At 68.5% G+C, this 23,607-nt stretch carries 17 protein-coding genes and 1 riboswitch; of the genes, 10 read left to right on the plus strand and 7 right to left on the minus strand.

What is annotated here, in order from left to right:
- Positions 1 to 23: 23 nt before the first annotated feature.
- Both AC6CH2_RS10285 and AC6CH2_RS10290 read right to left on the minus strand, forming a co-directional pair.
- Positions 24 to 1,043, minus strand: a complete 1,020-nt coding sequence (locus tag AC6CH2_RS10285; protein ID WP_498269171.1) for a ribonucleotide-diphosphate reductase subunit beta — start codon at positions 1,041 to 1,043, stop codon at positions 24 to 26.
- A 124-nt stretch (positions 1,044 to 1,167) separates the two neighbouring features.
- The gene (locus AC6CH2_RS10290; protein WP_498269523.1) at positions 1,168 to 3,540 is read right to left on the minus strand and encodes a ribonucleoside-diphosphate reductase subunit alpha; all 2,373 of its coding nucleotides are present in this window, start codon (positions 3,538 to 3,540) and stop codon (positions 1,168 to 1,170) included.
- Positions 3,541 to 3,963: 423 nt separating this feature from the next.
- A riboswitch (cobalamin riboswitch) is annotated at positions 3,964 to 4,186 on the minus strand.
- A gap of 135 nt (positions 4,187 to 4,321) precedes the next feature.
- On the opposite strand from AC6CH2_RS10290, the gene AC6CH2_RS10295 reads away from it, so the two are divergent.
- The 9 genes from AC6CH2_RS10295 (at position 4,322) to AC6CH2_RS10335 (ending at position 17,323) form a co-directional block, all read left to right on the plus strand.
- Positions 4,322 to 7,144 carry a DUF2339 domain-containing protein gene (locus tag AC6CH2_RS10295; protein WP_498269172.1) on the plus strand — a complete coding sequence of 941 codons (2,823 nt, stop codon included), beginning with the start codon at positions 4,322 to 4,324 and terminating at the stop codon, positions 7,142 to 7,144.
- Positions 7,141 to 8,538: a DUF3999 domain-containing protein gene (locus AC6CH2_RS10300; protein ID WP_498269173.1), complete on the plus strand. Its 1,398-nt coding sequence runs from the start codon at positions 7,141 to 7,143 to the stop codon at positions 8,536 to 8,538. Before AC6CH2_RS10295 ends, AC6CH2_RS10300 begins: the two co-directional genes overlap by 4 nt.
- Positions 8,539 to 9,485: 947 nt before the next feature.
- A complete protein-coding gene (locus tag AC6CH2_RS10305) occupies positions 9,486 to 10,661 on the plus strand; it encodes a phosphoglycerate kinase (protein WP_435397040.1) in 1,176 nt (391 codons plus the stop codon).
- Positions 10,661 to 11,314, plus strand: a complete 654-nt coding sequence (locus AC6CH2_RS10310) for an HAD hydrolase-like protein (RefSeq protein WP_498269174.1) — start codon at positions 10,661 to 10,663, stop codon at positions 11,312 to 11,314. Before AC6CH2_RS10305 ends, AC6CH2_RS10310 begins: the two co-directional genes overlap by 1 nt.
- 506 nt (positions 11,315 to 11,820) lie before the next feature.
- Positions 11,821 to 12,042: a DUF6289 family protein gene (locus AC6CH2_RS10315; protein ID WP_435397042.1), complete on the plus strand. Its 222-nt coding sequence runs from the start codon at positions 11,821 to 11,823 to the stop codon at positions 12,040 to 12,042.
- 146 nt (positions 12,043 to 12,188) lie between these two features.
- Positions 12,189 to 12,407, plus strand: coding sequence for a DUF6289 family protein (locus AC6CH2_RS10320; RefSeq protein WP_498269175.1), 219 nt, complete (start codon positions 12,189 to 12,191; stop codon positions 12,405 to 12,407).
- 193 nt (positions 12,408 to 12,600) lie between these two features.
- A complete protein-coding gene (locus AC6CH2_RS10325; RefSeq protein ID WP_498269176.1) occupies positions 12,601 to 13,467 on the plus strand; it encodes a PhzF family phenazine biosynthesis protein in 867 nt (288 codons plus the stop codon).
- 494 nt (positions 13,468 to 13,961) lie between these two features.
- A complete protein-coding gene (locus AC6CH2_RS10330; RefSeq protein ID WP_498269177.1) occupies positions 13,962 to 15,425 on the plus strand; it encodes a collagen-like triple helix repeat-containing protein in 1,464 nt (487 codons plus the stop codon).
- Positions 15,426 to 15,616: 191 nt separating this feature from the next.
- Positions 15,617 to 17,323, plus strand: a complete 1,707-nt coding sequence (locus tag AC6CH2_RS10335; protein ID WP_498269178.1) for a ShlB/FhaC/HecB family hemolysin secretion/activation protein — start codon at positions 15,617 to 15,619, stop codon at positions 17,321 to 17,323.
- 116 nt (positions 17,324 to 17,439) lie between these two features.
- Here AC6CH2_RS10335 and AC6CH2_RS10340 read toward each other — a convergent pair whose 3' ends face one another.
- The 4 genes from AC6CH2_RS10340 to AC6CH2_RS10355 all read right to left on the minus strand — a co-directional run bounded on the left by AC6CH2_RS10340 (position 17,440) and on the right by AC6CH2_RS10355 (position 21,768).
- The gene (locus AC6CH2_RS10340; RefSeq protein WP_498269179.1) at positions 17,440 to 17,712 is read right to left on the minus strand and encodes a hypothetical protein; all 273 of its coding nucleotides are present in this window, start codon (positions 17,710 to 17,712) and stop codon (positions 17,440 to 17,442) included.
- Between the two features lie 821 nt (positions 17,713 to 18,533).
- Positions 18,534 to 20,348, minus strand: a complete 1,815-nt coding sequence (recQ, locus tag AC6CH2_RS10345; protein ID WP_498269180.1) for a DNA helicase RecQ — start codon at positions 20,346 to 20,348, stop codon at positions 18,534 to 18,536.
- Positions 20,349 to 20,431: 83 nt separating this feature from the next.
- A complete protein-coding gene (locus tag AC6CH2_RS10350) occupies positions 20,432 to 20,872 on the minus strand; it encodes a nuclear transport factor 2 family protein (RefSeq protein ID WP_498269524.1) in 441 nt (146 codons plus the stop codon).
- 5 nt (positions 20,873 to 20,877) lie between these two features.
- Complete coding sequence (locus AC6CH2_RS10355) at positions 20,878 to 21,768, minus strand: nuclear transport factor 2 family protein (protein WP_498269181.1); 891 nt, start codon at positions 21,766 to 21,768, stop codon at positions 20,878 to 20,880.
- 230 nt (positions 21,769 to 21,998) lie between these two features.
- Here AC6CH2_RS10355 and AC6CH2_RS10360 point away from each other — a divergent pair, with 230 nt between their 5' ends.
- Positions 21,999 to 22,907, plus strand: coding sequence for a LysR substrate-binding domain-containing protein (locus AC6CH2_RS10360; RefSeq protein WP_498269182.1), 909 nt, complete (start codon positions 21,999 to 22,001; stop codon positions 22,905 to 22,907).
- Between the two features lie 105 nt (positions 22,908 to 23,012).
- On the opposite strand, the gene AC6CH2_RS10365 is transcribed toward AC6CH2_RS10360, so the two are convergent.
- Positions 23,013 to 23,603, minus strand: a complete 591-nt coding sequence (locus AC6CH2_RS10365) for a Dps family protein (RefSeq protein ID WP_498269183.1) — start codon at positions 23,601 to 23,603, stop codon at positions 23,013 to 23,015.
- Positions 23,604 to 23,607: the final 4 nt, after the last annotated feature.

Genomic DNA, 23,607 nt, shown 5'->3' on the forward strand with positions numbered 1-23,607 from the left:
AGTTCTTCGCACTCGTTCCTGCTTCAAAACGCTTCATCGAAGGCGACCTCGCCCTGCACGCCGACCTGGTAGGCCGAGACGCGGCGCTCGAAGAAGTTGGTCACTTCCTGCACGTCCTGCAGGTCCATGAAGGCGAAGGGGTTGGTCGAGCCGAAATGCTTGGGCATGCCGAGCTGGGCCATGCGCTGGTCGGCGCAGTACTCCAGGTACTGGCGCATGTCCTTGAGCGACAGGCCGACGACGCCGCCGGACAGCACGTCGCGGGCGAACTGGTACTCGCACTCGACCGCTTCCTCGAACATCTTCACCACCTGCGCGCGCAAGTCGGCGTCGAACAGGTCGGGCTCTTCCTCGCGCGCGGTGCGGATGACCTCGAACGCGAACGCCATATGGCAGCTCTCGTCGCGGAACACCCAGTTGGTGCCCGAGGCCAGGCCGTTGAGCAGGCCGCGCGAACGAAGGTAGTAGACGTAGGCGAAGGCGGCGAAGAAGAACAGGCCTTCGATGCAGCCGGCGAAGCAGATCAGGTTGAGCAGGAACTGGCGGCGCTGCTCGCGGGTTTCGATGCGCTGCAGGCCCTGGATCGAATCGATCCAGCGGAAACAGAACTCGGCCTTGGCGCGGATCGAGGGGATGTTCTCGACCGCGTCGAACGCCTTGGCGCGCTCGTTCGGGTCGGGCAGATAGGTGTCGAGCAGGGTCAGGTAGAACTGCACGTGCAGCGCTTCCTCGTACAACTGCCGCGACAGGTACATGCGCGCTTCCGGCGCGTTGATATGCTGGTACAGGTTCAGCACCAGGTTGTTCGAGACGATGCTGTCGCCGGTGGCGAAGAACGCGACCAGACGTTCGATCAGGTGGCGCTCGGCCGGACCGAACTTGTGCTTGAGATCGTTGACGTCCTGGGAGAAATCGACTTCCTCGACGGTCCAGGTGTTGCGGATCGCATCGCGGTACATCTCGTAGAAGTGCGGATAGCGCATCGGCCGAAGGGTGAGGTCGAAGCCGGGATCGAGCAGCAGGCGTGTTGAATCGGTGGACATGGGTGTTTCCTTAATGCAGCCCCTGTAGGAGCGGCGTGAGCCGCGACTGCGGAGTTACAGGCTTGCGCCGTATGCGCGATGTCGCGGTCGCGGCTTACGCCGCTCCTGCAGGGGGACGTGCGGTTTACTGACAGGCTTCGCAGGACTCGGGATTTTCCAGCGAGCACGCGATCGCTTCGCTGGGGGTGAACTCCACCGGCGCGAGTTCCGGCTTCGGCGTCGCCGGCGCGCTGACCGTGGTCTTGGCGATCTTGGTGGCCGGGCGCGAGCGCAGGTAGTAAGTGGTCTTCAGGCCCTTCTTCCATGCGTACATGTACATCGAGCTGAGCTGGCCGATGTTGGGGCTCTCGATGAACAGATTGAGCGACTGGCTTTGGTCGATATACGCGCCGCGCTCGGCGGCCATGTCGATCAGCGAGCGCATCGGCAATTCCCAGGCGGTGCGGTAGACCTGGCGCAAAGCCTCCGGCACTTCGGTCACCGACTGGATCGAACCTTCGGCCATCTTGATCCGGTCGCGCATCTCGGCGGTCCACAGGCCGAGCTTCTTGAGCTCCTCGACCAGGTACTTGTTGACCACCAGGAAGTCGCCGGACAGGGTCTCGCGCTTGAACAGGTTCGACACCTGCGGCTCGATGCACTCGTAGCAGCCGGCGATCGAGGCGATGGTCGCGGTCGGCGCGATCGCGATCAGCAGCGAATTGCGCAGGCCGTGCTCGGCGATGCGCTTGCGCAGCGCGTCCCAGCGCTCGGGCTGCGACGGGGTCACGCCCCAGGCTTCGAACTGCAGCTCGCCGACGGAGGCGCGGGTGTCGTCGAAGGACGGGTGCTTGCCGTGTTCCATCGCCAGCTCGTTCGACGCCGACAGGGCGTGGAAATAGATCGCCTCGGCGATTTCCTGGGCGAGCTTGCGCGCCGGCTCCGAATCGAACGGCAGGCGCAGCTTGAAGAACACGTCCTGCAGGCCCATCGAGCCCAGGCCGACCGGGCGCCACTTGAGATTGGCGCGGCGCGCGGTCTCGATCGGATAGAAGTTGAGGTCGATGACGCGGTCGAGCTGGCGCACGGCCAGGCGCACGGTTTCGGCGAGCTTGTCGAAATCGAACGCGCCTACGCCCTTATTGGCGCTGGGGTCCTCGTACATCTCGACGTGGTGCGAGAGGTTGATCGAGCCCAGGTTGCAGACCGCGGTTTCGTCCTGCGAGGTGACCTCGAGAATCTCGGTGCACAGGTTGGACAGGTGGATGACGTTGCCGTCGCGCAGGGTCTGGTTGGAGGCGCGGTTGGACTTGTCCTTGAAATTCATCCAGCCGTTGCCGGTTTGCGCCAGGGTGCGCATCATCCGGCCGTAGATGTCGCGCGCCTTGACCTTCTTGACCGCCAGGCCGGCCGCTTCGGCGGCGTGGTAGGCGCGGTCGAAGGCCTCGCCCCACAGGTCGGTCAGCTGCGGCACTTTGGACGGGTCGAACAGCGACCAGTCGGCGTCGGCTTCGACCCGGCGCATGAATTCGTCCGGAATCCAGTTGGCCAGGTTGAGGTTATGGGTGCGGCGCGCCTCGTCGCCGGTGTTGTCGCGCAGCTCGAGGAATTCCTTGACGTCGGCATGCCACGGCTCCAGGTAGACGCAGGCCGCGCCCTTGCGCTTGCCGCCCTGGTTGACCGCGGCGACCGAGGCGTCGAGGGTCTTCAGCCAGGGCACGATGCCGTTGCTGAGGCCGTTGGTGGAACGGATCAGCGAGCCGCGCGAACGGATGCGGGTATAGCTCAGGCCGATGCCGCCGCTGAACTTGCTGAGCTTGGCCACGTCCATGTAGCGCTTGTAGATGGCTTCCAGCGAATCCTCGGGCGAGTCGAGCAGGAAGCAGCTCGACAACTGCTCGTGGGTGGTGCCGGCGTTGAACAGAGTCGGCGAGCTGGGGATGTAGTCGAGCTGGGCCATGCGCCGGTACAGGGCGAGCGCATCGCCGACGTCCTCGCTTAGCGCGCAGGCGATGCGCAGGAAGAACTGTTGCGGGGTTTCGATGACGGTGCGCGCGGTCGGGTGGCGCAGCAGGTAGCGGTCGTACAGGGTGCGCAGGCCGAAGTAGTCGAACTTCGCGTCTAGGTTGCGGTCGATCGCGTCGTTGAGCTTGCGTGCGTTGGCCTGGACGAAGTCGAGCAGGCGCTGGTTGATCAGGCCCAGATCGTAGCCGCGCTGGATCGACTGCGAGAACGCATGGATCTCGATGCCGGCGACTTCCTTCTCGATCACGCCGGCGAGCAGGCGCGCGGCGAGACGGCCGTATTCGGGTTCTTCGGCGGTCAGCAGGGCGGCGGTGCGGATCGACAGCTCGTCGAGCTCGCGCGTGGTCGCGCCGTCGTAGAGGCCGGAAATGGTGCGGGTGGCCACGCGCATCGGGTCGACCGCGTACAGGTTTTCGCCGCTGCGGGTCACCGCGCGCACGATCTTGTTGAGGTCGACCGGCTCGCGGCGGCCGTTGCGCTTGGTCACGCTCATGGTCAGGTTGGCCGCGGGCGGGGTCAACGCGAAGCCGGCGTCGGCTTGCGGGTCGCGGGCGGGTTTGGTTGCGGTGCCGGCGGCGGGGGAGGCGGCGGACGATTCGGGTGCGAGCGTGGTCATGGCGTAACTCCGGGGCGTGGATGCACGGGCCGCCGACCTTCCCGCGAAGGGCGACGCGCGGAGAACGCGGACGCGCCATCGACGACCGGCCGCGCGGCGGCGTCGTCGGATGGCACGGCCATGCCCCCGCGGGCGCGGAACTCGGGAGCTTGCAGGCGAGGTGTCGCGCGGCCCGAGACGGGCGCGTCCCGTCTCGGCGCGCGTGGCGGCGCCGCAACGGAACGAGCACGACGGCGGAGCCATCGTGCTGCGACACCGGCCGTCTTCCCCCGAAGACTCCTGGGCCGGTACCGCGCGGTGTGCAGCGCGCGGCTGTCGGCAGGTCTTCGGGCTCGGGACACGACGCCTCGCGTCTCCTACTGGCTACCGCTTCCCAGGCGCGAGGCGCGCCCAGTGCTAGGTAGCGTTCGTTTCCCATACCGCTGCGGGGCAGCGCCGGCTTTGGACGTCGCAACGGCTGCGTCCTTACCGGCTTCCCTATTGAGCCGATCTCGCGATCGGCACCGACAGGCACAACATAGTGTGGTTTCCCGATTCCGTCAACGCGATATGTGGTGAACAAGCTGTGTATAGAATGCGTGAAGCCTTGTCCTTCAAGGCTTGCGGCTTGGTGTAACGTTCGTGACCAAGCGCACGGCACATGGAACAGGGACGGGTGATGGAAGCACTGATCGGTTTGTTGATTCTGGCGGTGGTGTTGGTGCCGATCCTGCTCATCGTGGCGCTGGCGCAAATCGCCGGGCTCAGGGCGCGGCTGTCCCGGCTCGAGCAGCGCGTGGCGGAGCAGGCCGAGTCCCTGAGCGAGGCGAGGTTCGACCACCGCGGCGACGAAACCCTGGCCGAGCGGATCGCGCGCGAAGCGCCACCGCCGCAGGCAGTGCGTCCGCCGCGGCCGGTGGCTCCCGCCACTGCGCCACCTCCGACGGCTCCACCCAGCGTCACTCAGCCCCCCGCCGTCACTTCGCCCGGAACCGTTCCGCCGGTTTCGGCGCCCACGCCGCCGCCGGCCAACCTGCCGCCGCCGATCCCGCACGACGCCACCGCCGCCGCACCTCCGGCCGCTGCGCGCGCCGCGCCCGCGGCTCGGCGCGCGCCGGCCGCACCGCCGCCGCCGGACGTGTTCACCGTCGCCGCGCGTTGGCTGCGTCGCTGGTTCACCGAGGGCAACGTGCCGGTCAAGGTCGGCATGCTGGTGTTGTTCGCCGGCGTCGCGGCGCTGTTGAAGTACGCGACCGACCAGGGCTGGCTGCATCTGCCGATCGAGCTTCGCCTGGCCGGCGTCGCGCTGGCGGCGATGGCCGGGCTGGTGTTCGGTTGGCGCCAGCGCGAACGCAAGCGCAGTTTCGCCCTGAGCTTGCAGGGCGGCGCGATCGGCGTGCTGCTGTTGGTGGTGTTCGCCGCCTTCAAGCTCTACCAGTTGATGCCGGCGGGCGCGGCGTTCGCGATCAGCGTGGTGCTGGTGGCCGGCGCCGGCGTGCTGGCGGTCAAGCAGAACGCGATGGCGCTGGCGGTGTTCGCGATCCTCGCCGGTTTCCTCGCGCCGATCTGGCTGTCGACCGGTTCCGGCAACCACGTCGCCCTGTTCGGTTATTACGCCGTGCTCAATGCCGGCATCTTCGCGATCGCCTGGTGGCGGCCGTGGCGGGTGCTCAATCTGCTCGGTTTCGTCTTCACCTGGGGCATCGGCACCTTGTGGGGCGTGCTCAAGTATCGCCCCGAGCACTTCTCGACCACCGAACCCTTCCTGCTGCTGTTCTTCGGCTTCTATCTGTTGATCCCGGTGCTGTATGCGCGCAAGCGTCCGGCCGGGCACCGCGACCTGATCGACGGCTGCCTGGTGTTCGGCACGCCGCTGGTCGCTTTCACCCTGCAGGCCGGCCTGCTCGAAGGCGACCGCATGCCGTTGGCGTTCTGCGCGCTGGGCCTGGGCGCGCTGTATGCGGCGCTGGCCTGGTGGCTGCGTCGCGACTCGCGCTTCCTCGAGTTGTCGACGCCGTATGCCTTGCTCGCGGTGGGCTTCGCGACCCTGGCGATTCCGCTCGCGCTCGCCGCCGAAGCCACCGCCTGCGTGTTCGCGCTCGAAGGCGCGGCGATGGTCTGGCTGGGCTTGCGCCAGCAGCGTCGCTTGCCGCAGATGGTCGGCTTTCTGTTGCAGGGCGCGGCCGCGTTCGCCTTCGTCATCGGCGCCAGCGACGCGGTCTGGGACGCGCAAGCGCCGCTGCTCAATGCCAGCTTCGCCGGCGCCCTGCTGATCGCCGTCGCCGGCTTCGCCAGCGCCTGGAGCTACCGCCGCAGCGACAGCCCCGGGCCGGCGCTGCCGTATTACCTGTGGGGCCTGGCCTGGTGGCTCGGTGCGGCCGGCAGCGAGATCGCCGACTTCGTTCCCGACCGTCACAGCGCCGATGCGGTGCTGATGCTGACCGCCGCCAGCGGCTGGATCGCCGCCGAGGTGTTCCGCCGCCACGCCTGGAAAGCCCTGTCGCTGACCGCGATGTTCGCGCTGCTGTCGGCACTGCCGTTGTTGTTCGTGCAGACCGGCCTGCACGACTATCCGCTGGCCGGGTTCGGCTGGCTGGCCTGGGCGCTGTACGCCGTGTTCGGCTGGCGCAATCTGACCGGCCTGCGCGAACGCGCCGGCGGCGAGCTCGGCCTGGGCCATTCCGGCTGGTGCTGGGCATGGGCGCTGGTGATCGGCGTGAGTCTGCTGCGTGTGTCGACCCTGTGGCTGCGCGACAGCGTTCCCGTGCTCGGTACCGGCTGGAGCGTCGCGGCCTTGTTGCTGCCGATACTCGCCATGGCGGCGACATTGCTGTGGCGCCCGGGCCTGGTCGCACAGCCCCTGCCGCAGCGCTTCACCGGCTGGCGCGCCCCATTGCTGGCCTCGTTCGCGATCGCGCTGGCGCTGGCGATCGGCTTCACCCTCGCCACCCCGGCCAATCCGCGTCCGCTGATGTGGCTGCCCTTGCTCAATCCGCTCGGCTTGATGCAGTGGGCGGTGCTTACCGTGTTGGGCGCGTGGCTGGCGTCGCCGCTGGTCGGCGAGGAATTGCGCCGCCGCCGCGTGCCCTTGCTCGCCGCCGCCGGCTTCGCCCTGATCACGGTCGAAGTGCTGCGCAGCGCGCATCACTGGGGCGGGGTGGACTGGTCGCCGTCGATGTTCTCGACCAGCCTGGTGCAGACCAGCCTGACCGTGGTCTGGAGCGTGCTCGGCGTGGCCGGCTGGATCGCCGGCTCGCGCCGCGGCCAGCGCGGCCTGTGGCTGGCCGGTGCGCTGTTGATGGCGGTGGTGCTGGCCAAGTTGGTGTTGGTCGATCGCGGCCATCTCGGCAACCTGCTCGGCATCGCATCGTTCATCGCCTACGGCCTGCTGTGCACCCTGGTCGGCTATTTCGCCCCGGCGCCGCCCGCTGCGCCAGCGCCGCCGCGCGACGACCGCCATCCCGACCGCGGTCCGCACGACACTCGCGAGGCCCAGGCATGAGCACTATTTCCAGCTTCCGCCGCAGCGCCTGCTTGCTCGCGATGGTGCCGTTGTTGGCCTGGGCCGGGCCGCGCGAGGACTACGCGCGGCAGTGGCCCTTGAACCTCAGCCGCGACGACGGCGGCGCTTATCGCGTAGTGCTCGACGAGCACGTCTATCGGCAGGCGCAGAGCCCGCAGCTGCGCGACCTCGATGTGCTCGACGGCAGCGGCACGCCGGTGCCGGCCGCGGTGTTCGCGCCCGAACAACCGCTGGCGCGCGCGCCGCAGCGCGTCGCCTTGCCGTGGTTCGCATTGCCGGCCTCGCCGTCGGACTCGGCGACCCAGGGTTGGGAACTGATCAGCGAAGTCGAGACCGACGGACGCCTGCGCCGGGTCGAAGCGCGCAGCACCGCCGGCGACACCACGCGGCTGCCGCAGACCGCCTTGCTGATCGATGCCAGCCGCCTGCGCCGGCCGATCCTCGCGCTGGAGCTGGACTGGGCGCCGGGCGCCGCGCTCGATGCGGCCTACCGCGTCGAGGCCAGCGACGACCTCGACCAATGGCGCAGCGTGAGCAGCAGCGGCCGCTTGATCGACCTGCAACGCGGCGGCCAGCGCCTGCTGCAGCGGCGCATCGTCTTCGACAGCGTCGGCGAGCAGGCGCGTTACCTGCGCCTGACTCCGCAAGACCCCAAGGCCGCCGCCCCGATCAGCGCGGTCAGCGCCGAACTGGCCGGCAATGCCGCGTCCGCGCCGCTGCAATGGCGCGAGCTGAAAGGCCGGCGCCTCGAACAGAAGGACGGTGCGGTCGCGTTCGAATACGAACTCGACGGCCGCTTCCCGATCCAGCAGATCGATGTCGCCCTGCCGGGCAATCACGCGGTGGAATGGCGCCTCGACAGCCGCGACGACAGCGACCAGGGGTGGCGCCCGCAGGCCGGCCCGTGGATGGCGTTCCGCGTCGCCGGCCAGGGCGAGGGCGACCGATCGGCCGAGCGCCAACTCGCCGCGACCGTGCGCGATCGCCACTGGCGGCTGCGCGCGAACGCCGCTGTGCCCGGCGAACCGGTGCTGCGCCTCGGCTATCGGCCCGAGGTCGCGGTGTTCCTGGCCCAGGGCGCACCGCCCTATGCCCTGGTCGCCGGCAGCGCGCGCACCGCGCGTGCCGCCCGTGCCGACTCGTCGCTCGCCCAACTGATCGAAACCCTGCGCCAGACCCGCGGCCGGGACTGGCAACCGGCCGACGCCCGCCTCGGCGAGCCCGCGGCCCTGGCCGGCCCCGCCGCCCTGGTACCGCCGGAACCAAAGCGCGACTGGCGCTCCTGGCTGCTATGGGCGGTACTGGTGGCCGGCGCGCTGACCGTGGCCGGGTTCGCTTTCAGTTTGCTGCGCGGTTCGAAGCCGGTGGAGTGAGGGGCTGAGGGTTGAGTGTTTTAGCTCCTGGATTCCAGGGGCCCTCCGGTCGCAACGAATCTCGCTATGGCTATGGCTTTGGCTGATGTTTCAGCTTCGTCGTGAGCCTCGAATTGTTTCGCCGTGCTTGTGCTTGTGTTCCTTGCTCGCGCTCGTGCTGTTGCGGTGCGACGCCGCGAACTGGCGAAGGCTAAAGAAGACCCGGAGGGCGGCCCGCAGGGATGCGGGCCGTTTTTCATCGGGACAGGGAGGTCCCGTATGAAAAATCACTGCGTCGGCATCGCTCGTGCGGGCCTGTGATTCAAAGAGAAGCATTTTTCTTTGGTTACCTTTCTTTTGTTGCTTATGACAAAAGAAAGTAACCCGCCGCTTTAGTGGCGGAAGCTTTGGGTTTGATCTTGCCTCAGAGAGACGCCGCAAGACCGCCACAGCGATGTCGCGGCTCGCGCCGCTCCTACCCTGGCGAAAGCACGCCGCCTCGGCGAATGACGGCGGCCTCGTTGTCTCTGCGCGTTTCGCGGTCGCGACTCACCTCGCTCCTACAGACGGGTTCGCGCGACAGGCCGATGCGGTGGGCTCCAGGGCAGGAGCGGCGCAAGCCGCGACCGCGCAACCGGCGGCTGTTGCGCCCCTGGCCGCAGGCGGTGAAGCCTGCCCTGCGCCGAGCACAGACATCCATATCCCGATGCCGCCGTCCCGATCCAATCCGCCGCAGCCGCCGCAGAGGCAACCCCTGCGTCAGCCACCCTTACCAAGCCGCTCCACACCGAGACGCCCGGCGAATGCCTCCGTTCAGTCACGAAGGTTTATTTCGGCCTCCCGCGCCGCGACAATAGCCACCCCGGCGGCGGCTTCCCAGAATCCGGAATCAAGATCCAGGTTCACCGCCGCATCCCAGTTCCTACGGTTTTCCTCATTCCATCCCCCGCATCGCCTCAGGAGGCCCCGTGCCCATCGTTCGCATGACCGATCTCGATCTCGCCGGCAAGCGTGTGTTGATCCGTGAAGATCTCAACGTCCCCATCGACGATGGTCGCATCACCTCCGAGCTGCGCATCCTCGCCGCGCTGCCGACGCTGAAGCTGGCGCTCGAGAAGGGCGCGGCGGTGATGGTTACTTCGCACCTCGGCCGGCCGAAGGAAGGCCAATGGAGCCAGGCCGATTCGCTGGCGCCGGTGGCGCAGCGTTTGTCGGAACTGCTCGGTATCGACGTGCCGCTGGTCAAGGATTGGGTCGGCGGCGTGGACGTGCAGCCCGGCCAGCTGGTGCTGCTCGAGAACTGCCGCATGAACGTCGGCGAGGGCAAGGACGACGAGGCGCTGGCGAAGCAGTACGCCGCGCTGTGCGACGTGTTCGTCATGGACGCGTTCGGCACCGCGCACCGCGCCCAGGCCTCGACCCACGGCGCGATCCGTTTCGCCAAGGTCGCCGCCGGCGGCCCGCTGCTGATGGCCGAACTCGATGCGCTGGCCAAGGCGCTCGAACACCCGGCGCGCCCGCTGCTCGCGATCGTCGCCGGCTCCAAGGTCTCGACCAAGCTCGAGCTGCTGTCCTCGCTGGTGTCCAAGGTCGATCAGCTGATCGTCGGCGGCGGCATCGCCAATACCTTCATCGCCGCGATGGGCTTTGGGGTCGGCAAGTCGCTGGTCGAGCCCGACCTGATCGAGACCGCCAGGCAGATCATGGCCGACGCCAAGGCGCGCGGCGCCGACATTCCGGTGCCGACCGACGTCGTGGTCGCGCCTCAGTTCGCCGCCGATGCGCCGGCCACGGTCAAGGCGGTCGATGCGGTCGACGCCGGGGACATGATCCTCGACATCGGCCCGGACACCGCTGCGCGCTACGCCGAACTGATCAAGAACGCCGGCACCGTGGTCTGGAACGGCCCGGTCGGCGTGTTCGAGTTCGATGCCTTCGGCCATGGCACGCAGACCCTGGCGCGCGCCATCGCCGCGTCGAAGGCGTTCTCGATCGCCGGCGGCGGCGACACCCTGGCCGCGGTCGACAAGTACGGCATTGCCGACGAGGTCAGCTACATCTCGACCGGCGGCGGCGCCTTCCTCGAGTTCCTCGAAGGCAAGGAATTGCCGGCGGTGACCGCGCTCAAGCAGCGCGCGGGCTGATGGTCGTGAGCGCACCGGTCACGCTGTTCTTCGATCTCGACGGCACCCTGATCGATTCGGCCCCAGGCATCACCCGCAGCGTGTCGTATGCGCTCGAACAGCTCGGCCATCCGGTGCCGTCGCAGGCGGAGTTGCGGGGCTGGATCGGTCCGGCCCTGCGTACCAGTTTCCTGCCCCTGCTCGGCGACGAGGCGCGCGTCGAGCGGGCGGTGGCGCTGTACCTGGACCGCTACGGCCGCGAGGGCTGGACCGAGCATTCGGTCTACGACGGCGTCGCCGAGATGCTCGATGCGGTCCACGCCGCCGGCCATCGCCTGGCCATCGTCACCGCCAAGAACGAAGACAACGCACGCAAGATCCTTGGTGGCCTGCCGTTCGGCGATCGCTTCGACGACATCGTCGGCTCGACCCGCGACGGCCGCCTGACCCACAAGGTCGAATTGATCGGCGAAGCGCTGCGTCGTTTCGAACTGCCGGCCGAGCGCTGCCTGATGATCGGCGACCGGCGCATGGACATCGAAGGCGCGCGCGAGCACGGCATGCGCAACATCGGCGTGTTGTGGGGCTTCGGCAGCGAAGACGAACTGCGTGACGCCGGCGCCCAGCGCCTGGCGACCGCGCCGGCGCAGCTGCCGGCCTTGCTCGCGGCCTGATCGAGGTCGCCCAGGCTCCGAAGCGCGACGGCTTCGGGTTTTGAGCAGGAGCGGCGCAAGCCGCGACCGCGTCGCCGCCCGCGGCGGCGCGGGCATCGAATCGCAGGCGGGTTTCAACGAGCGGAAGGCCGCGCGAACTTGCTCGCGGCGGCAGCGCCGTCGGATCGGGCGCGGCCGCTGTTCGCGCCGCTCCTGCCCGGCGGCGGCGACGCTGTGGTTCGAGCGGTGCGCGGCGGGGTAGCCGGCATCGCGCCGCGCACGACTCGTGTGCGCTGCAACATCGCACGCGCTGAATACGCCGGCACGACCGCGCATGCTCGCTCGGACGCGTCGCCCGCATTGCGATAGCCGACGCTTTACGCAGCGGCAAAACAGCCAATAGCGATAGCAATCACGATTTCGACAAGTGGATACAAGCCGGGACGCCCGATCGCGCCGCGGCGCTCGCGCGCTGGCATAAGGTGCCCGGGCGGCGAATAGCGCCGCACAATCGGGAGAGAAATCGCATGCGTCGTATCGGATTGTTCGCTGCCGTCATGGCGGTGGCGATGGTGGGTGGCGTGTCGTTCAATGCACTGGCCTACAACTGGCAGGGCACCTGGTACTACTACAACGCCGAAGGCGCGCAGGTCGGCAAGTGGACCGCCGGTTGCGGCGCCGCCGACGGCCGTTGGGGCCAGACCACCGAGATCAAGCGTTTCGTGCAGGGCTGCGCAGCCGAAAGCTGAGCCGTCCCGCCTACGGTCGCGGCGTTCGCGCCGCAGGAAAGCTCCGGTTTTCCGGAGCTTTCCGCTTTACGCGACGGCCGCGGGGTGCCCCACGCTCCGCCGAGGCACGGCCCGGCGGGGCACGACTCAAGCAAAGGAGAACGACGATGCGTCTTATCGCAACGGTAGTGGCGGCGGTGGTGTTGGGTGGATTGGCTGTGGCCGGCAGCGTCAACGCCGCGCCTCCGTGGCAGGGGTATTCGATCCTGTATTTCAACGAAGCCGGCGAAGAAGTCGGCGGCGCGGTCGCCAGCTGCGGCGGCCAGTACACATCCTGGGGCGAACGCACTGCGATCTACCAGAAGCAGACCTGGTTCTGCGACTGATCGCAGGGCGTGGCACGAAGGCGCGGCCTCACGGCCGCGTCTTTGCCTTGCGGGGTCTTGCGGCAGCCTTGGGGCGATCGCACCGATCACGGCTTACAGGTTCTATGCGACCAGCGATGAGCCTGCCGGCCATGGCGCCGATCGTGCGCCAGGCACATGATCGCGCGCGCCGCGGCCTGTACGCTCGGCGACCATGAGCCTGCGACGCTTTCTGCAACTCGACGTCTTCGCCCATCGCATCGGCGCGGGCAATCCGCTCGCGGTGGTGTTCGATGCGCAGGGCCTCGACAGCGCGGCGATGCAGTCGTTCGCGGCCTGGACCCATCTGCCGGAAACGATCTTCCTGTTGCCGCCCGACGAGGGCGCCGACTATCGCGTGCGCATCTTCACCCCGCGCCAGGAGCTGTCGTTCGCCGGTCATCCCAGCATCGGCGCGGCCTGGGCGGTGCTCGATGCCGGCCGCGTCGCGCCGCGCAGCGAAGCCCTGGTGCAGCAGTGCGCGGCCGGGCATCTGCCGGTGCGCATCGTTCACGACGCGAACGGCCTGCGGGTCAGCATCCGCACGCCGCGCGCGCGGCGTTGCGCCAGCGGCGACGAGCAACAGGCTTTGCTCGATCTGGCCCTGGCCGGCTTGCCGTGGGGCCCGCTGGTGCCGGCGCTATGGGACAACGGGCCACGCTGGTGGGTGGCCGAGCTCGCCGATGCCGCCGCGGTACGCGGTATGCATCCCGACCTGGCGGCGATCCTGGCCCTGACCGGCGACGAGGCGCTCGGCCTGGCCGTGTTCGCGCGTTCGCAGGAACCCGGGTTCGCCTATGTCGTGCGCGCCTTCTGCCCGAGCGACGGCATCGCCGAAGACCCGGTGACCGGCAGCGCCAACGCCGCCATCGCGACGGCCTTGTTCGAGGCCGGCCGCATCGAAGCCGGCGCCGCCTATCAAATCAGCCAGGGGCGCGAGGTCGGCCGCGACGGCTGCATCGAGGTCCGCATCGACGAAGAGCGTCAGGTGTGGATCGGCGGGCGCGTGCAGGCGGTGGTTCGCGGCACGGTGGAGTGGTGAAACCTGGGCTCGCTCAGCCGTGCATCGGTCGTGCAGCATGCCGATAAGGTTTAGCGGTAATCGTAGAAGAGCCTGCGCGGCCAGCTCCGGTCGCGCCACACCGGGCAGGGCGATGCCGCTCCGGTCACGGCAGCGCAAAAGGCACCTTCGAGTGGTGTTTCCGGATTCGTGTTCAGAACGCTGAAGGCCGCAACCGTACGGTCATGCGGGCCATGTCCGTCTTTGCGCCCTATATGCGTTCCATGCGCAATTCATGAACGAAAATCACCTTCGCTCACCGATTCAACCGATTATCGGAAATATGCCTACGTCGCTATATAAACGTGATGTACATCACATTTTATAAACGATGAATCGGAGCAGCCTTGATCCACTACACACCAGAAAGGCAACTGTAAGTGTGATAGGGGAGCTGGCCTGTCGCGTCACAGCGAATGCAGGCGTAGCGATAAATCCGTGCACGAGGCAGCACGAGCTGCATTCGGAGGAACGCGATGGAATCTCACAGCATTCGTAAAGCCCTTTCCTACAGCCTGCTCGCAGCCTGCATCCTGACGGTCACGGTATCGACCACGGGTTGCTCGGGCTCGGGCGGCGTCAAATCGAGTTTCAATCCTAATCCCGGGGGCGGCGGCGACGGGGGTGGCGGTTCGGGCGGCGGCGGCTCAGGAGGCGGCGGCTCGGGTGGTGGCGGTTCCGGTGGCGGTGGCTCCGGAGGCGGCGGCTCAGGCGGCGGCGGTTCCGGTGGCGGCGGCTCGGGCGGCGGCGGCTCAGGAGGCGGCGGCTCGGGCGGCGGCGGTGGTGGTGGTGGCCCAGGCGGTACCGGTACTACTCCGCCCCCCGGCAACGTGATCGGTTCGGTCGTTACCAGCGGCGGCGGCCTGATCGCCGGCGTCGGCGGCACGATCAGCGGGCTCGGCGCGCAAATTCCGAATCAAGCCCTGCTCGGCGGTAACACTCCAACCACGCAAGGCCTCGGCAAAGTCGTGGACGATCTCGGCCGCACCGTCACCGGCATCGGCACGGCGACCAGCGCCGGCCTCGGCCAGACCGGCAACATCGCCAACCCGGTCGGCACGACCGCGGCCGGCGTCGACAACATCGTGGTCAACGTCGGTACCACCGTCGACGACCTGGGCAAGACCGTAGCGACGGTAGGCGCCTTCCAGGGTTCGCCGATCCAGCCCTTGACCAGCACCGCCGGAGCCTTGGTTTCCGGCGTCGGCACCCAGGTCAAAGGCTTGGCGCCGAAGGTCGGCGGCCTGATCGAGGGGCCGACGGGGCAGGCGCTGACCGGGGCGGTCAGCAGCGTGTTGAACCCGGTCGCGGGTATCGGCCAGGTCAACGGCGGCACCGCCGGCGGCAGTGCCAGCACCAACCTCGTCGCCAATGTCTCGCGCAGCGTGGGCGGCGCGACCAGCGGCATTGCGGCGGCGGGCGGCGCGCTCGGTGCGCAGCTCAGCGGCGCGCCGGTTCCGGGCGGCGCAGCCGGCGTGCTCGGCGGCGCGGTGCAGGGCGTCAGCGGCAACCTCGGCACGGTCGGCGCCGGCATCACCGCAGGCATGGGCAATGCCGGCAGCATCGCCAATCCGGTCGGCGTGACCGCGGCTGGCGTGACCAGCGGCGTCGCCGGTCTTGGCGGCACGGTCGGCGGCGTCGGCTCGGCCTTGACCAGCACCGGCGCGACCACGCCCTTGGCTCCGGTCGCCGGCCTGGTCGGTGGCGCGGTGACCAGCGTCGGTGGCGGCGTGGCCACGGTCGGCACGGCCGCGACCGCTGCGGTCAATGGTCCTTTGCAGCCGGTTACCCAGGGGCTGAGCACGGTCGTCAACGGCGTGGCCGGGGCGACCGGGCTCAATGGCACCGGCACCACGACCGGCCTGCTCGGCGGCGCGCTGGGCGGCACCACCACTCAAGGCGGACTGCTCGGTACCGGTCTGCTCAAGAAGAAGCCATGAACGCAAGTTTGTGATGCAACGCGCGGGAACGGGCCTGGCCCCGTTCCCGTCGCACGACAACGGCGTATGGTGAGTGCACGAGTCTTGGGGAGGCGCGTTCCGCCGAACGGCGGACGCGCCATTCCGACGCGGAGTTTCCCAGTCCGAACCATTGCGCTGGATGGACCACGCAAAACGCAGGGGGCGCGTGCATGCGAACAGGCCTTTCGGGAAAACGCTATTTACTCGCGCTGACGGTCGCCGCGCTGTTGTATTCGACCTTGCCGGCGCATTCCCAGGATCGCCTGCCGACCGGCAACCCACTGCAGACCCTGCCGCAGGCGCCGTTGCCGAAGACCGACCCCAAGGTCAGCACCACGGTCGCGCCGCAACAGAATCCCGCCATGGCCGCCTTGCTCGCCGTGCCGATCACGCCGAGCAAATTCGACGTGTCCGGGGTCAAGTCGATTGCATTCGAACAGGTCGCCGGGGTGTTCAGTCCGCTCGCCGGCAAGAACATCACCGTCGCCGAGTTGCTGCAGGCGGCCGAAGCCTGCAGCAAGCTGTATCGCGATCACGGCTACGCGCTGTCGTTCTGCTACCTGCCCAACCAGGACTTCGCCAACGGCGTGGTCCGGGTGATCGCGGTCGAAGGCTATGTCGCCGAGCTGCGCCTGGGCGGCAAGCCGGGCAAGCTCGAGCGCAAGATCCGCGCGATCGCCCAGCACATTCTCGACGACCGGCCGTTACGCCAGGCCACGTTCGAGCGCTATTCGCAGATCCTGGGCTTCCTGCCCGGGGCGAAGATGGCGATCAACGTGCCCGCGCCGACCACCACCGACGGTGCGACCGTGCTGGAGCTCAACGTGGGCGCCAAGCGCTACGACGCGACCTGGGCGCTGGAGTTCAATCATCCCGGTACCCAGGGATTGATGAATCTGCAGCTCAATGCGCAGACGCCGCTGGCCGAGCAATGGACCTTGTCGACCCTGTATCCTGACGGCCGCGGCGACGAGCGTTTCTACGGCGCGGGCTATTCGCAGTTGTTCGGCAGCGACGGCTGGATCGGTCGCGCCGACGGTTCGCGCTACCGCGGCGAACCGGCCAGCCGCACGCCGCTGCCGGATTTCCTGGACCACCGCGTCGAGCAGGACCGCATCGCCTTCAGCGCGCGCTACCCCTGGCTGCTGCGCAACGAGCGCTCGATCTTCATCGGCGCCGGCGTCTACGGCGCCGACCAGATCGACGCTTACCGCAACACCGCGACCGGCGCGACCCTGGAACAACGCTCCAAGACCCGGGTCCTGCAGGCGAGCCTGGATTACACCAAGGCCAAGAAGAACAGCGCGCGCCAGATCAGCCTGTCGATCGCGCGCGGCCTCGATGCCTGGGGCGCTTCGGCGAGCACGGCGACCAACCTCGCCGGCGTCGAGTTCGCCTCGCCGAACGACGTCTCGTTCCGGCGCTACAACCTGGGTTACGCACAGAGTCGGAGCTGGGCCGAGCAGCGCTACCTCGCGATCCTGCGCGGCACCGCCCAGTACAGCCGCAACCGCCTGCCCTCGTCCGAGCAGATCAGCTTCGGCGCCTCGCGCTTCGCCCTCGCCTACGATCCCGGCGAAGTGTCGGCCGACAAGGGCTGGGGGCTGTCGCTGGAACTCAGCCGCAACTTCCGCCCGCAATCGCGCTGGCTGAAGTCGGTGTCGCCCTATCTGGTCGTACAGCACGCCCAAGTGTCGATGACTAAAGGCCGCGCGCCGATCGATAAACTCGGCACGGTCGGGCTCGGCGTTCGCTTGTCCGACAACCACCACTACAACGTCGACTTCGCCTACGCCCGCCCGACCGCCGACCTGCCGCTGGAGGCCGACGACCGCAAGGCGCGCTGGAATCTGAGTTTTTCGTATCAGTTGCAGTAGCGGTATGGGCGGCGTGAGCCGCGATCGCGTCGCCTGAACCTCGCGGCCCTCCTGGCCGCCCCTGTAGGAGCGGCGCAAGCCGAGACCAAGGGCGCGCAGAAGTGGCGAGGCTTTCGTCACTCGCCGAAGCGGTGTGCTATCGCCAGGGTAGGAGCGAGGCAAGTCTCGACCGCGCCGCTTCCCGTCGCGGCGTTACCGGCCGTGAGGCGGTGCACAAGATCAATAGCAAGGCTTCCACCCCCTAAAGGGTGCGGGTAACTTTCTTTTGTCCAAAGCAACAAAAGAAAGTCACCAAAGAAAAGTGCTTCTTCCTGCAAGGGCACCAGCCCGCACGATCGGTGCCGACGCAGGGATGCTCCAGACAGGCCATCCATGGCCTGCTTGCGCACGGCCCGCATCCCTGCGGGCCGCCCTCCGGGTCAGCTTTTGACCGGCAAAGCGGTAAAGCAGATCAAAATCACGGCAGCGGCAGCGGCAGCGGCAGCGGCAACGGTAGACGACGCATTGCTCTTGGGTGGGAGCGGCGCAAGCCGCGACCGCGCAACCGCGATCGCCCGCGCCGGAAACCGCAGATTCGCGGTCGCGGCTCACGCCGCTCCTACAAGGATGGCGGCCCGCACTTGCCTTCCACATTGCAGCTTTCGCTGTGCGTCGCCGCGCACTCACGAAGGCCCTGGAAGACCCAGAGGGCGGCCTGCATGGATGCAGGCCGTTTTTCATCGGGACAGGGATGTCCCGTATGTAGAGCCCTGCGGAAGCACCGTTCATGCGGGCCTGTGATTCAAAAAAGAAGCACTTTTCTTTGGTTGCCTTTCTTTTGTTGCTTATGACAAAAGAAAGTAACCCGCCGCTTTAGTGGCGGAAGCTTTGGGTTTGATCTTGATCTTGATCTCGTTCAATGAACGACGCGCCGCAAGACCGCCGCAACGATGCCGCGGCTCGTGCCGCTCCTAGCAGCGAAAAATTATCCCTTCGATCGATCACGAAGGCATTGCGGCCTCTACACGTCCCATGGTCGCGGCTTGCGCCGCTCCTGCCCTGGCGACGATCCGTGCCTGCGATCAATAACGAAGGCGTTGCGAACTCCGCGTGTTCCGCGGTCGCGACTCGCGTCGCTCCTGCAAACAGGCGAGCCGCCAATTGCGCGGCCGCCATGAGTCGCGCCGACGCGGCGAAACGGGTCGTGGCCAGCGAGAGCCTCGCGCCGACCTCACCCCTGATCGAACAAATGCTGCAGCACCGCCTCGCCATACCGGTCCAGCTTGCTGGCCCCGATGCCGGGGATCCGCGCCAGTTCGTCGAGGTCGTCCGGCGCGTGCTCGGCGATCGCGCGCAAGGTGCTGTCGTGGAAGATCACGTAAGCCGGGACGTTCTGTTCGCGGGCGGTGGTCGAGCGCCACTCGCGCAAGGCGTTGAAACGCACCAGCGATTCGGGATCGAGGTCGATCATCGGCGCCGCGCTCGCGCCGCCGCGCGACTTGCGCGCGCCGCCCGCGGCCTTCGGCGCTTCGGTCCGGAAGCGCAGACTGCGTTCGCCGCGCAGTACCGGGCCGCTGTCGGCGGTCAGGCGCAGAGCGCCGTGGCGCTCAATGTCGGCTTCGAGCAGGCCCGCGGCGACCAACTGGCGGAATACGCTGCTCCATTGCTTGGCGTCGAGGTCGCTGCCGATGCCGAAGGTGCTGAGTTGTTCGTGGTTGAAACGGGCGATCTTCTCGGTCTGCGCGCCGCGCAATACGTCGATGACGTGGCCGGCGCCGAAGCGCTGGCCGGTGCGGTAGACGCAGGACAGGGCCTTGCGCGCGGCTTCGGTGCCGTCCCAGCTTTGCGGCGGCTCCAGGCAATTGTCGCAGTTGCCGCAGCCGCCCGGGTGCGGTTCGCCGAACCACCCGAGCAGACTTTTGCGCCGGCACTCGGTGGACTCGCAGAACCCCAGCAGGGAGTCCAGCTTGCGCAATTCCAGGCGCTTGCGCTCTTCGCCGGCCTCGCCTTGCTGGATCAGCTGGCGCAGGTTGACCACGTCGCCGAGGCCGTAGCACAGCCAGGCTTCGGCCGGCTCGCCGTCGCGGCCGGCGCGGCCGGTTTCCTGGTAATAGCCCTCGATCGACTTGGGCAGGTCGATGTGGGCGACGAAGCGCACGTCGGGTTTGTCGATGCCCATGCCGAAGGCGATGGTCGCGACCATGACCACGCCGTCTTCCTGCAGGAACCGGCGTTGATTGGCGGCGCGCAGCGAGGCCTCCATGCCGGCGTGATAGGGCAGGGCGCGGATGCCGGCGGCGACGAGCTGCTCGGCGACCGACTCGACCCGCTTGCGCGAAAAGGCGTAGACGATGCCGCTGTCGCCGCGGTGGGCACTGAGGAAGTCGAGCAATTGGCGGGTGCCGTTGTCCTTGTGGACGACGCGATAGCGCAGGTTCGGCCGGTCGAAGGAACTGACGAAGCGGCGCGCGTCTTCCAGGTTCAGGCGCTCGGCGATCTCGCGCTGGGTCGGCGCGTCGGCGGTCGCGGTCAGGGCGATGCGCGGGATGTCCGGCCAGCGCTCGTGGAGGATGGTCAGTTCACGGTATTCGGGGCGGAAGTCGTGGCCCCATTGCGAGACGCAGTGGGCCTCGTCGATCGCGAATAGCGAAATTCGCGCGCGGTCGATCAGCGACAGGCAGCGCGGGCTGAGCAGGCGCTCGGGAGCGACGTAGAGCAGGTCGAGTTCGCCGTCGAGCAGCTGCCGCTCGACCGCGGCGGCTTCGGCGGCGTCGAGGGTCGAGTTGAGGTAGGCCGCGCGTACGCCGAGCTGGCGCATCGCCTCGACCTGGTCCTGCATCAGCGCGATCAGCGGCGAAATCACCAGGCCGCAGCCTTCGCGCAGCAGCGACGGGATCTGGTAGCACAGCGACTTGCCGCCGCCGGTGGGCATCAGCACCAGGGCGTCGCCGCCGTCGATTACGTGTTGGACGATTTGGGCTTGTTCGCCGCGGAACGCGGTATGGCCGAAAACGCGATGGAGGAGTTCGAGTGCGGGCTGCTGCATGCGCCTAGTCTAGCGGCGCGGCGTCGCAGGCGGTCGCGACCGCCCGCGCACGCTGCCGTCGCGACCCCGCGCCGGCCCGCGGTTCAGCGCGAGCGCCGCTTGATGTGCCAGACGTTGCAGATCTTGTCGTTGCGGACCTGGTAGACCGTCAGCCCGTCGACGGTCTTGCCGTCGGCGGTGCCGGTGACGCGTTCGCGCGCCACCACCATATCGTCGACGGATTGCAGACCGAGGATCTCGACTCGCGGATGCGGGCGCTTGGCGAAGGCGGCGCGGTAATAACGCGAGCGTCCTTGCGGCGAGGCGTCGGCGATCAGGCGCTGGCCGGGCAGGGGCTCGTCGTCGCCCCGGCGCCAGGCGCCGGCATCGGCGGTGGCCTGGGCCAGGAAGGCCTCGGCGTCGGCGTCGTTCCAGGCCTGGACGTAGCGGCGGACCACGACTTCCTGGGCGTTGTCGGCGGCGACGATGGCGGCGACGGCGGCGCCGGCCGAGAGCGCCGCCAGCGCCGCCAGCGCGATCCGCATCGGTTTCACGGCTGCGCCCCCGAGGTCGCGACGACCGCCTCGTCGGCGGGACGGGCGAGCTTGTGCAGCGGCCACAGGTCGAGCACCCGGCCGTCGCGGACGCGCAGGATCGCCAGCATCTCGTAGGCCTCGCCGGGGCCGGTCGCGGTGGCGCGGGTGCGGATGCGTTCGTGGGTCACGACCAGGTCGCCGACCGCGAAGGCATCGACGAGCTCGACCCGCACCGAGGGGCCGTCCGCATACAGCGCGCGGTAGGTCTTGGCCCGGCTGGCCTCGTCGACGACCGCGCGCGAGGGCAGGTCGGCGAGCTGGTGCGGGTCTTCGGCGCGGCGGAAGTGACGGGCGTCGGCGGCGAACAGGGCCAGGAAGCCTTCGGCGTCGGCGCGGTTGTTGGCCTCGACCAGGGCCCGAGCGGTGGCGGCCGCGCCGGCGGCCTGGGGCCGGTTGTCGGCGGTTTCCTTGCCGACGTGCCACAGGTCTTCGATCAGTCCGTCGCGGACCCGATAGACCACCAGCAGCACCTGCGGCTCGGCGCGCTTGGGGTCGGTGATATGGACCCGCGACACCACCAGGTCGCCGAGCGCGACGCTCCGGGTCTGCGCGATATGCGGGGTGTCCGGTTGCGCCATGGCCTTGGCGAAATGCGCGCGCAGGCGCTCGGCGCCGTACATCTGCTCCAGGCGCGGTCCGACCAGGCGGTGCGGGTCGGTCGGCAGGCCGAAGATCTGCGCCTGCGGTGCGTACAGCGCCATGAAGGCGTCCAGGTCGTTGCGGTTGAGCGCGTCGAAATCCGCCGCGACGACCGCGGCCGGCTCGGCCGGCGGGATGGCGCCGGCGGTGAGCGGACCGAAACCGGACAGGGCCAGCGAAAGCAGGAACGGGAGGCGGCGCTTCATGAGGGGCTCCGGAAGAAGGGGCGGATCTTTACCCAAGCCGAGCTTTTGGCAGATAGTCGGGCCGTGCGAATGCACCGGGGGCGGCGCCGCTGCCGTTGGGCGTGGGCGTGGCTGAGAAATACGCTGGATTTCGCACTGGGCTTCGGACTGGGCAGGCCCTAGGCTAGGAGCCGGCGGGGCTCGTCGACAACGCGAAAATCGCGCCGGATACATAAGGTCAGATTATGGATATGCCGACATTGCCGCCGCTCAGCGCGATCCGCGCCTTCGAGGCGGCCGCGCGCCTGCAGAGCTTCACCCGGGCCGCCGAGGAGCTGGACATGACCCAGGCCGCGGTCAGCTACCAGATCAAGCGGCTGGAGCAGCGGCTCGGCCTGGTGTTGTTCCAGCGCCTGCCGCGCAAGGTGCTGCTGACCCGGGCCGGCGAACGGCTGGCGCCGGCGGTGCTCGACAGCTTTCAGGCGCTGCGCTCGGCCTTCGCCCAAAGCCAGGCGCGGTCCGAGGCGGAACTGGCGATCACCTCGTTACCGACCATCGGCGCCAACTGGCTGGTGCCGCGCCTGGGCGGGTTCCAGCTCGCCCATCCGCAACTCGCGGTGCGCCTGGACACCGGCGTGCCCCTGGTCGACCTGGCCCAGGGCGAGTTCGACGTCGGCATCCGCAACGGCCGCGGCGAATGGCCGGGCCTGAGCGCGCATTTCCTGTTGCCCGGCCTGTATACGCCGCTGTGCAGCCCGGGCCTGATCGAAAGCGGCGCGCTGCGCGAGCCGGCGGATCTGTTGAAGTTGCCGCGGATCGGCCGCGAGCGCTGGTGGCGCAGCTGGCTGGAGGCGGCCGGCGTCGGCGATGCGGATCTGTCGGCGCGGCCCGGGGTCGAGCTGGGCATCGAGCAATACGAGGTGACCGCCGCGATCGCCGGGCACGGCGTGGCGATCACCTCGCCGCTGTTCTTCCGCGGCGAACTCGCCTCGGGGCGGCTGGTGCAGCCGTTCGAGCTGGTGCTGCGCGACGAGCGCGACTACTGGCTGGCATATCCCGAGGTGCGCCGCGGCAGCGCCAAGATCCGCGCTTTCCGGGATTGGTTGCTGGCGCAGGCGCAGGCCGATGCGCAGGGCTGGGACGGCGGCGGCCGGCCTTGAGCGCGGGCGCCGGCAATGAAAAACCCCTGTCCGGCAGGCGGAACAGGGGTCGGTGCGGCGCGGCGGGCCTGGGCGGAGGTTCCGCGCCGCCCGGCTTTCGAGCGTTTACTGCAGCAGCGAACGCAGCATCCACGCATACTTCTCGTGGGTCTGCAGGCGCTGGGTCAGCAGGTCTTCGGTCGGCGCGTCGTCGACGTCGTCGGCCTGGTCGAGTACCTTGCGCGCGGTGCGGCAGACCGCTTCATTGCCGACCACGAGCTGGCGGACCATCTCGCGCCAGTCGGCGCTGTCGGTCAGGCCCGGCTCTTCGGTGATCGAGGACAGCCTGACGAACTCGGCGTAGGAACCCGGCGCGTTGAAGCCCAGGGCGCGGATGCGCTCGGCGATGTCGTCCAGCGCGGTCCACTGTTCGGTGTACTGGGTCTCGAACATCACGTGCAGGGCGTTGAACATCGGGCCCGTCACGTTCCAATGGAAGTTGTGGGTCTTCAGGTACAGGGTGTAGCTGTCGGCCAGGAAGCGCGACAGACCTTCGGCGATCTTCTTGCGATCGCCCGACGAGATCCCGATATCGATCGAGGGGGCGCGGTCGGCGGCCGACGGCGACGCCGCCGGGGCGAGCGAGCCCTTGTCCGATTTGGTCTTGTCCGTTTTGCTGGTCTTGGCGGGCTTGGCGGGCTTGGCGGGCTTGGCCATGTGC

The sequence above is a fragment of the Lysobacter sp. GQ73 genome (genome assembly GCF_059758755.1).

Excerpts from the sequence above, each read along its gene's own strand:
- AC6CH2_RS10285 (WP_498269171.1), bottom strand. The coding sequence starts at position 1,043 with ATGTCCACCGATTCAACACGCCTGCTGCTCGATCCCGGCTTCGACCTC.
- AC6CH2_RS10290 (WP_498269523.1), bottom strand. The coding sequence starts at position 3,540 with ATGAGCGTGACCAAGCGCAACGGCCGCCGCGAGCCGGTCGACCTCAAC.
- AC6CH2_RS10295 (WP_498269172.1), top strand. The coding sequence starts at position 4,322 with ATGGAAGCACTGATCGGTTTGTTGATTCTGGCGGTGGTGTTGGTGCCG.
- AC6CH2_RS10300 (WP_498269173.1), top strand. The coding sequence starts at position 7,141 with ATGAGCACTATTTCCAGCTTCCGCCGCAGCGCCTGCTTGCTCGCGATG.
- AC6CH2_RS10310 (WP_498269174.1), top strand. The coding sequence starts at position 10,661 with ATGGTCGTGAGCGCACCGGTCACGCTGTTCTTCGATCTCGACGGCACC.
- AC6CH2_RS10315 (WP_435397042.1), top strand. The coding sequence starts at position 11,821 with ATGCGTCGTATCGGATTGTTCGCTGCCGTCATGGCGGTGGCGATGGTG.
- AC6CH2_RS10320 (WP_498269175.1), top strand. The coding sequence starts at position 12,189 with ATGCGTCTTATCGCAACGGTAGTGGCGGCGGTGGTGTTGGGTGGATTG.
- AC6CH2_RS10325 (WP_498269176.1), top strand. The coding sequence starts at position 12,601 with ATGAGCCTGCGACGCTTTCTGCAACTCGACGTCTTCGCCCATCGCATC.
- AC6CH2_RS10330 (WP_498269177.1), top strand. The coding sequence starts at position 13,962 with ATGGAATCTCACAGCATTCGTAAAGCCCTTTCCTACAGCCTGCTCGCA.
- AC6CH2_RS10335 (WP_498269178.1), top strand. The coding sequence starts at position 15,617 with ATGCGAACAGGCCTTTCGGGAAAACGCTATTTACTCGCGCTGACGGTC.
- recQ (WP_498269180.1), bottom strand. The coding sequence starts at position 20,348 with ATGCAGCAGCCCGCACTCGAACTCCTCCATCGCGTTTTCGGCCATACC.
- AC6CH2_RS10350 (WP_498269524.1), bottom strand. The coding sequence starts at position 20,872 with ATGCGGATCGCGCTGGCGGCGCTGGCGGCGCTCTCGGCCGGCGCCGCC.
- AC6CH2_RS10355 (WP_498269181.1), bottom strand. The coding sequence starts at position 21,768 with ATGAAGCGCCGCCTCCCGTTCCTGCTTTCGCTGGCCCTGTCCGGTTTC.
- AC6CH2_RS10360 (WP_498269182.1), top strand. The coding sequence starts at position 21,999 with ATGCCGACATTGCCGCCGCTCAGCGCGATCCGCGCCTTCGAGGCGGCC.
- AC6CH2_RS10365 (WP_498269183.1), bottom strand. The coding sequence starts at position 23,603 with ATGGCCAAGCCCGCCAAGCCCGCCAAGCCCGCCAAGACCAGCAAAACG.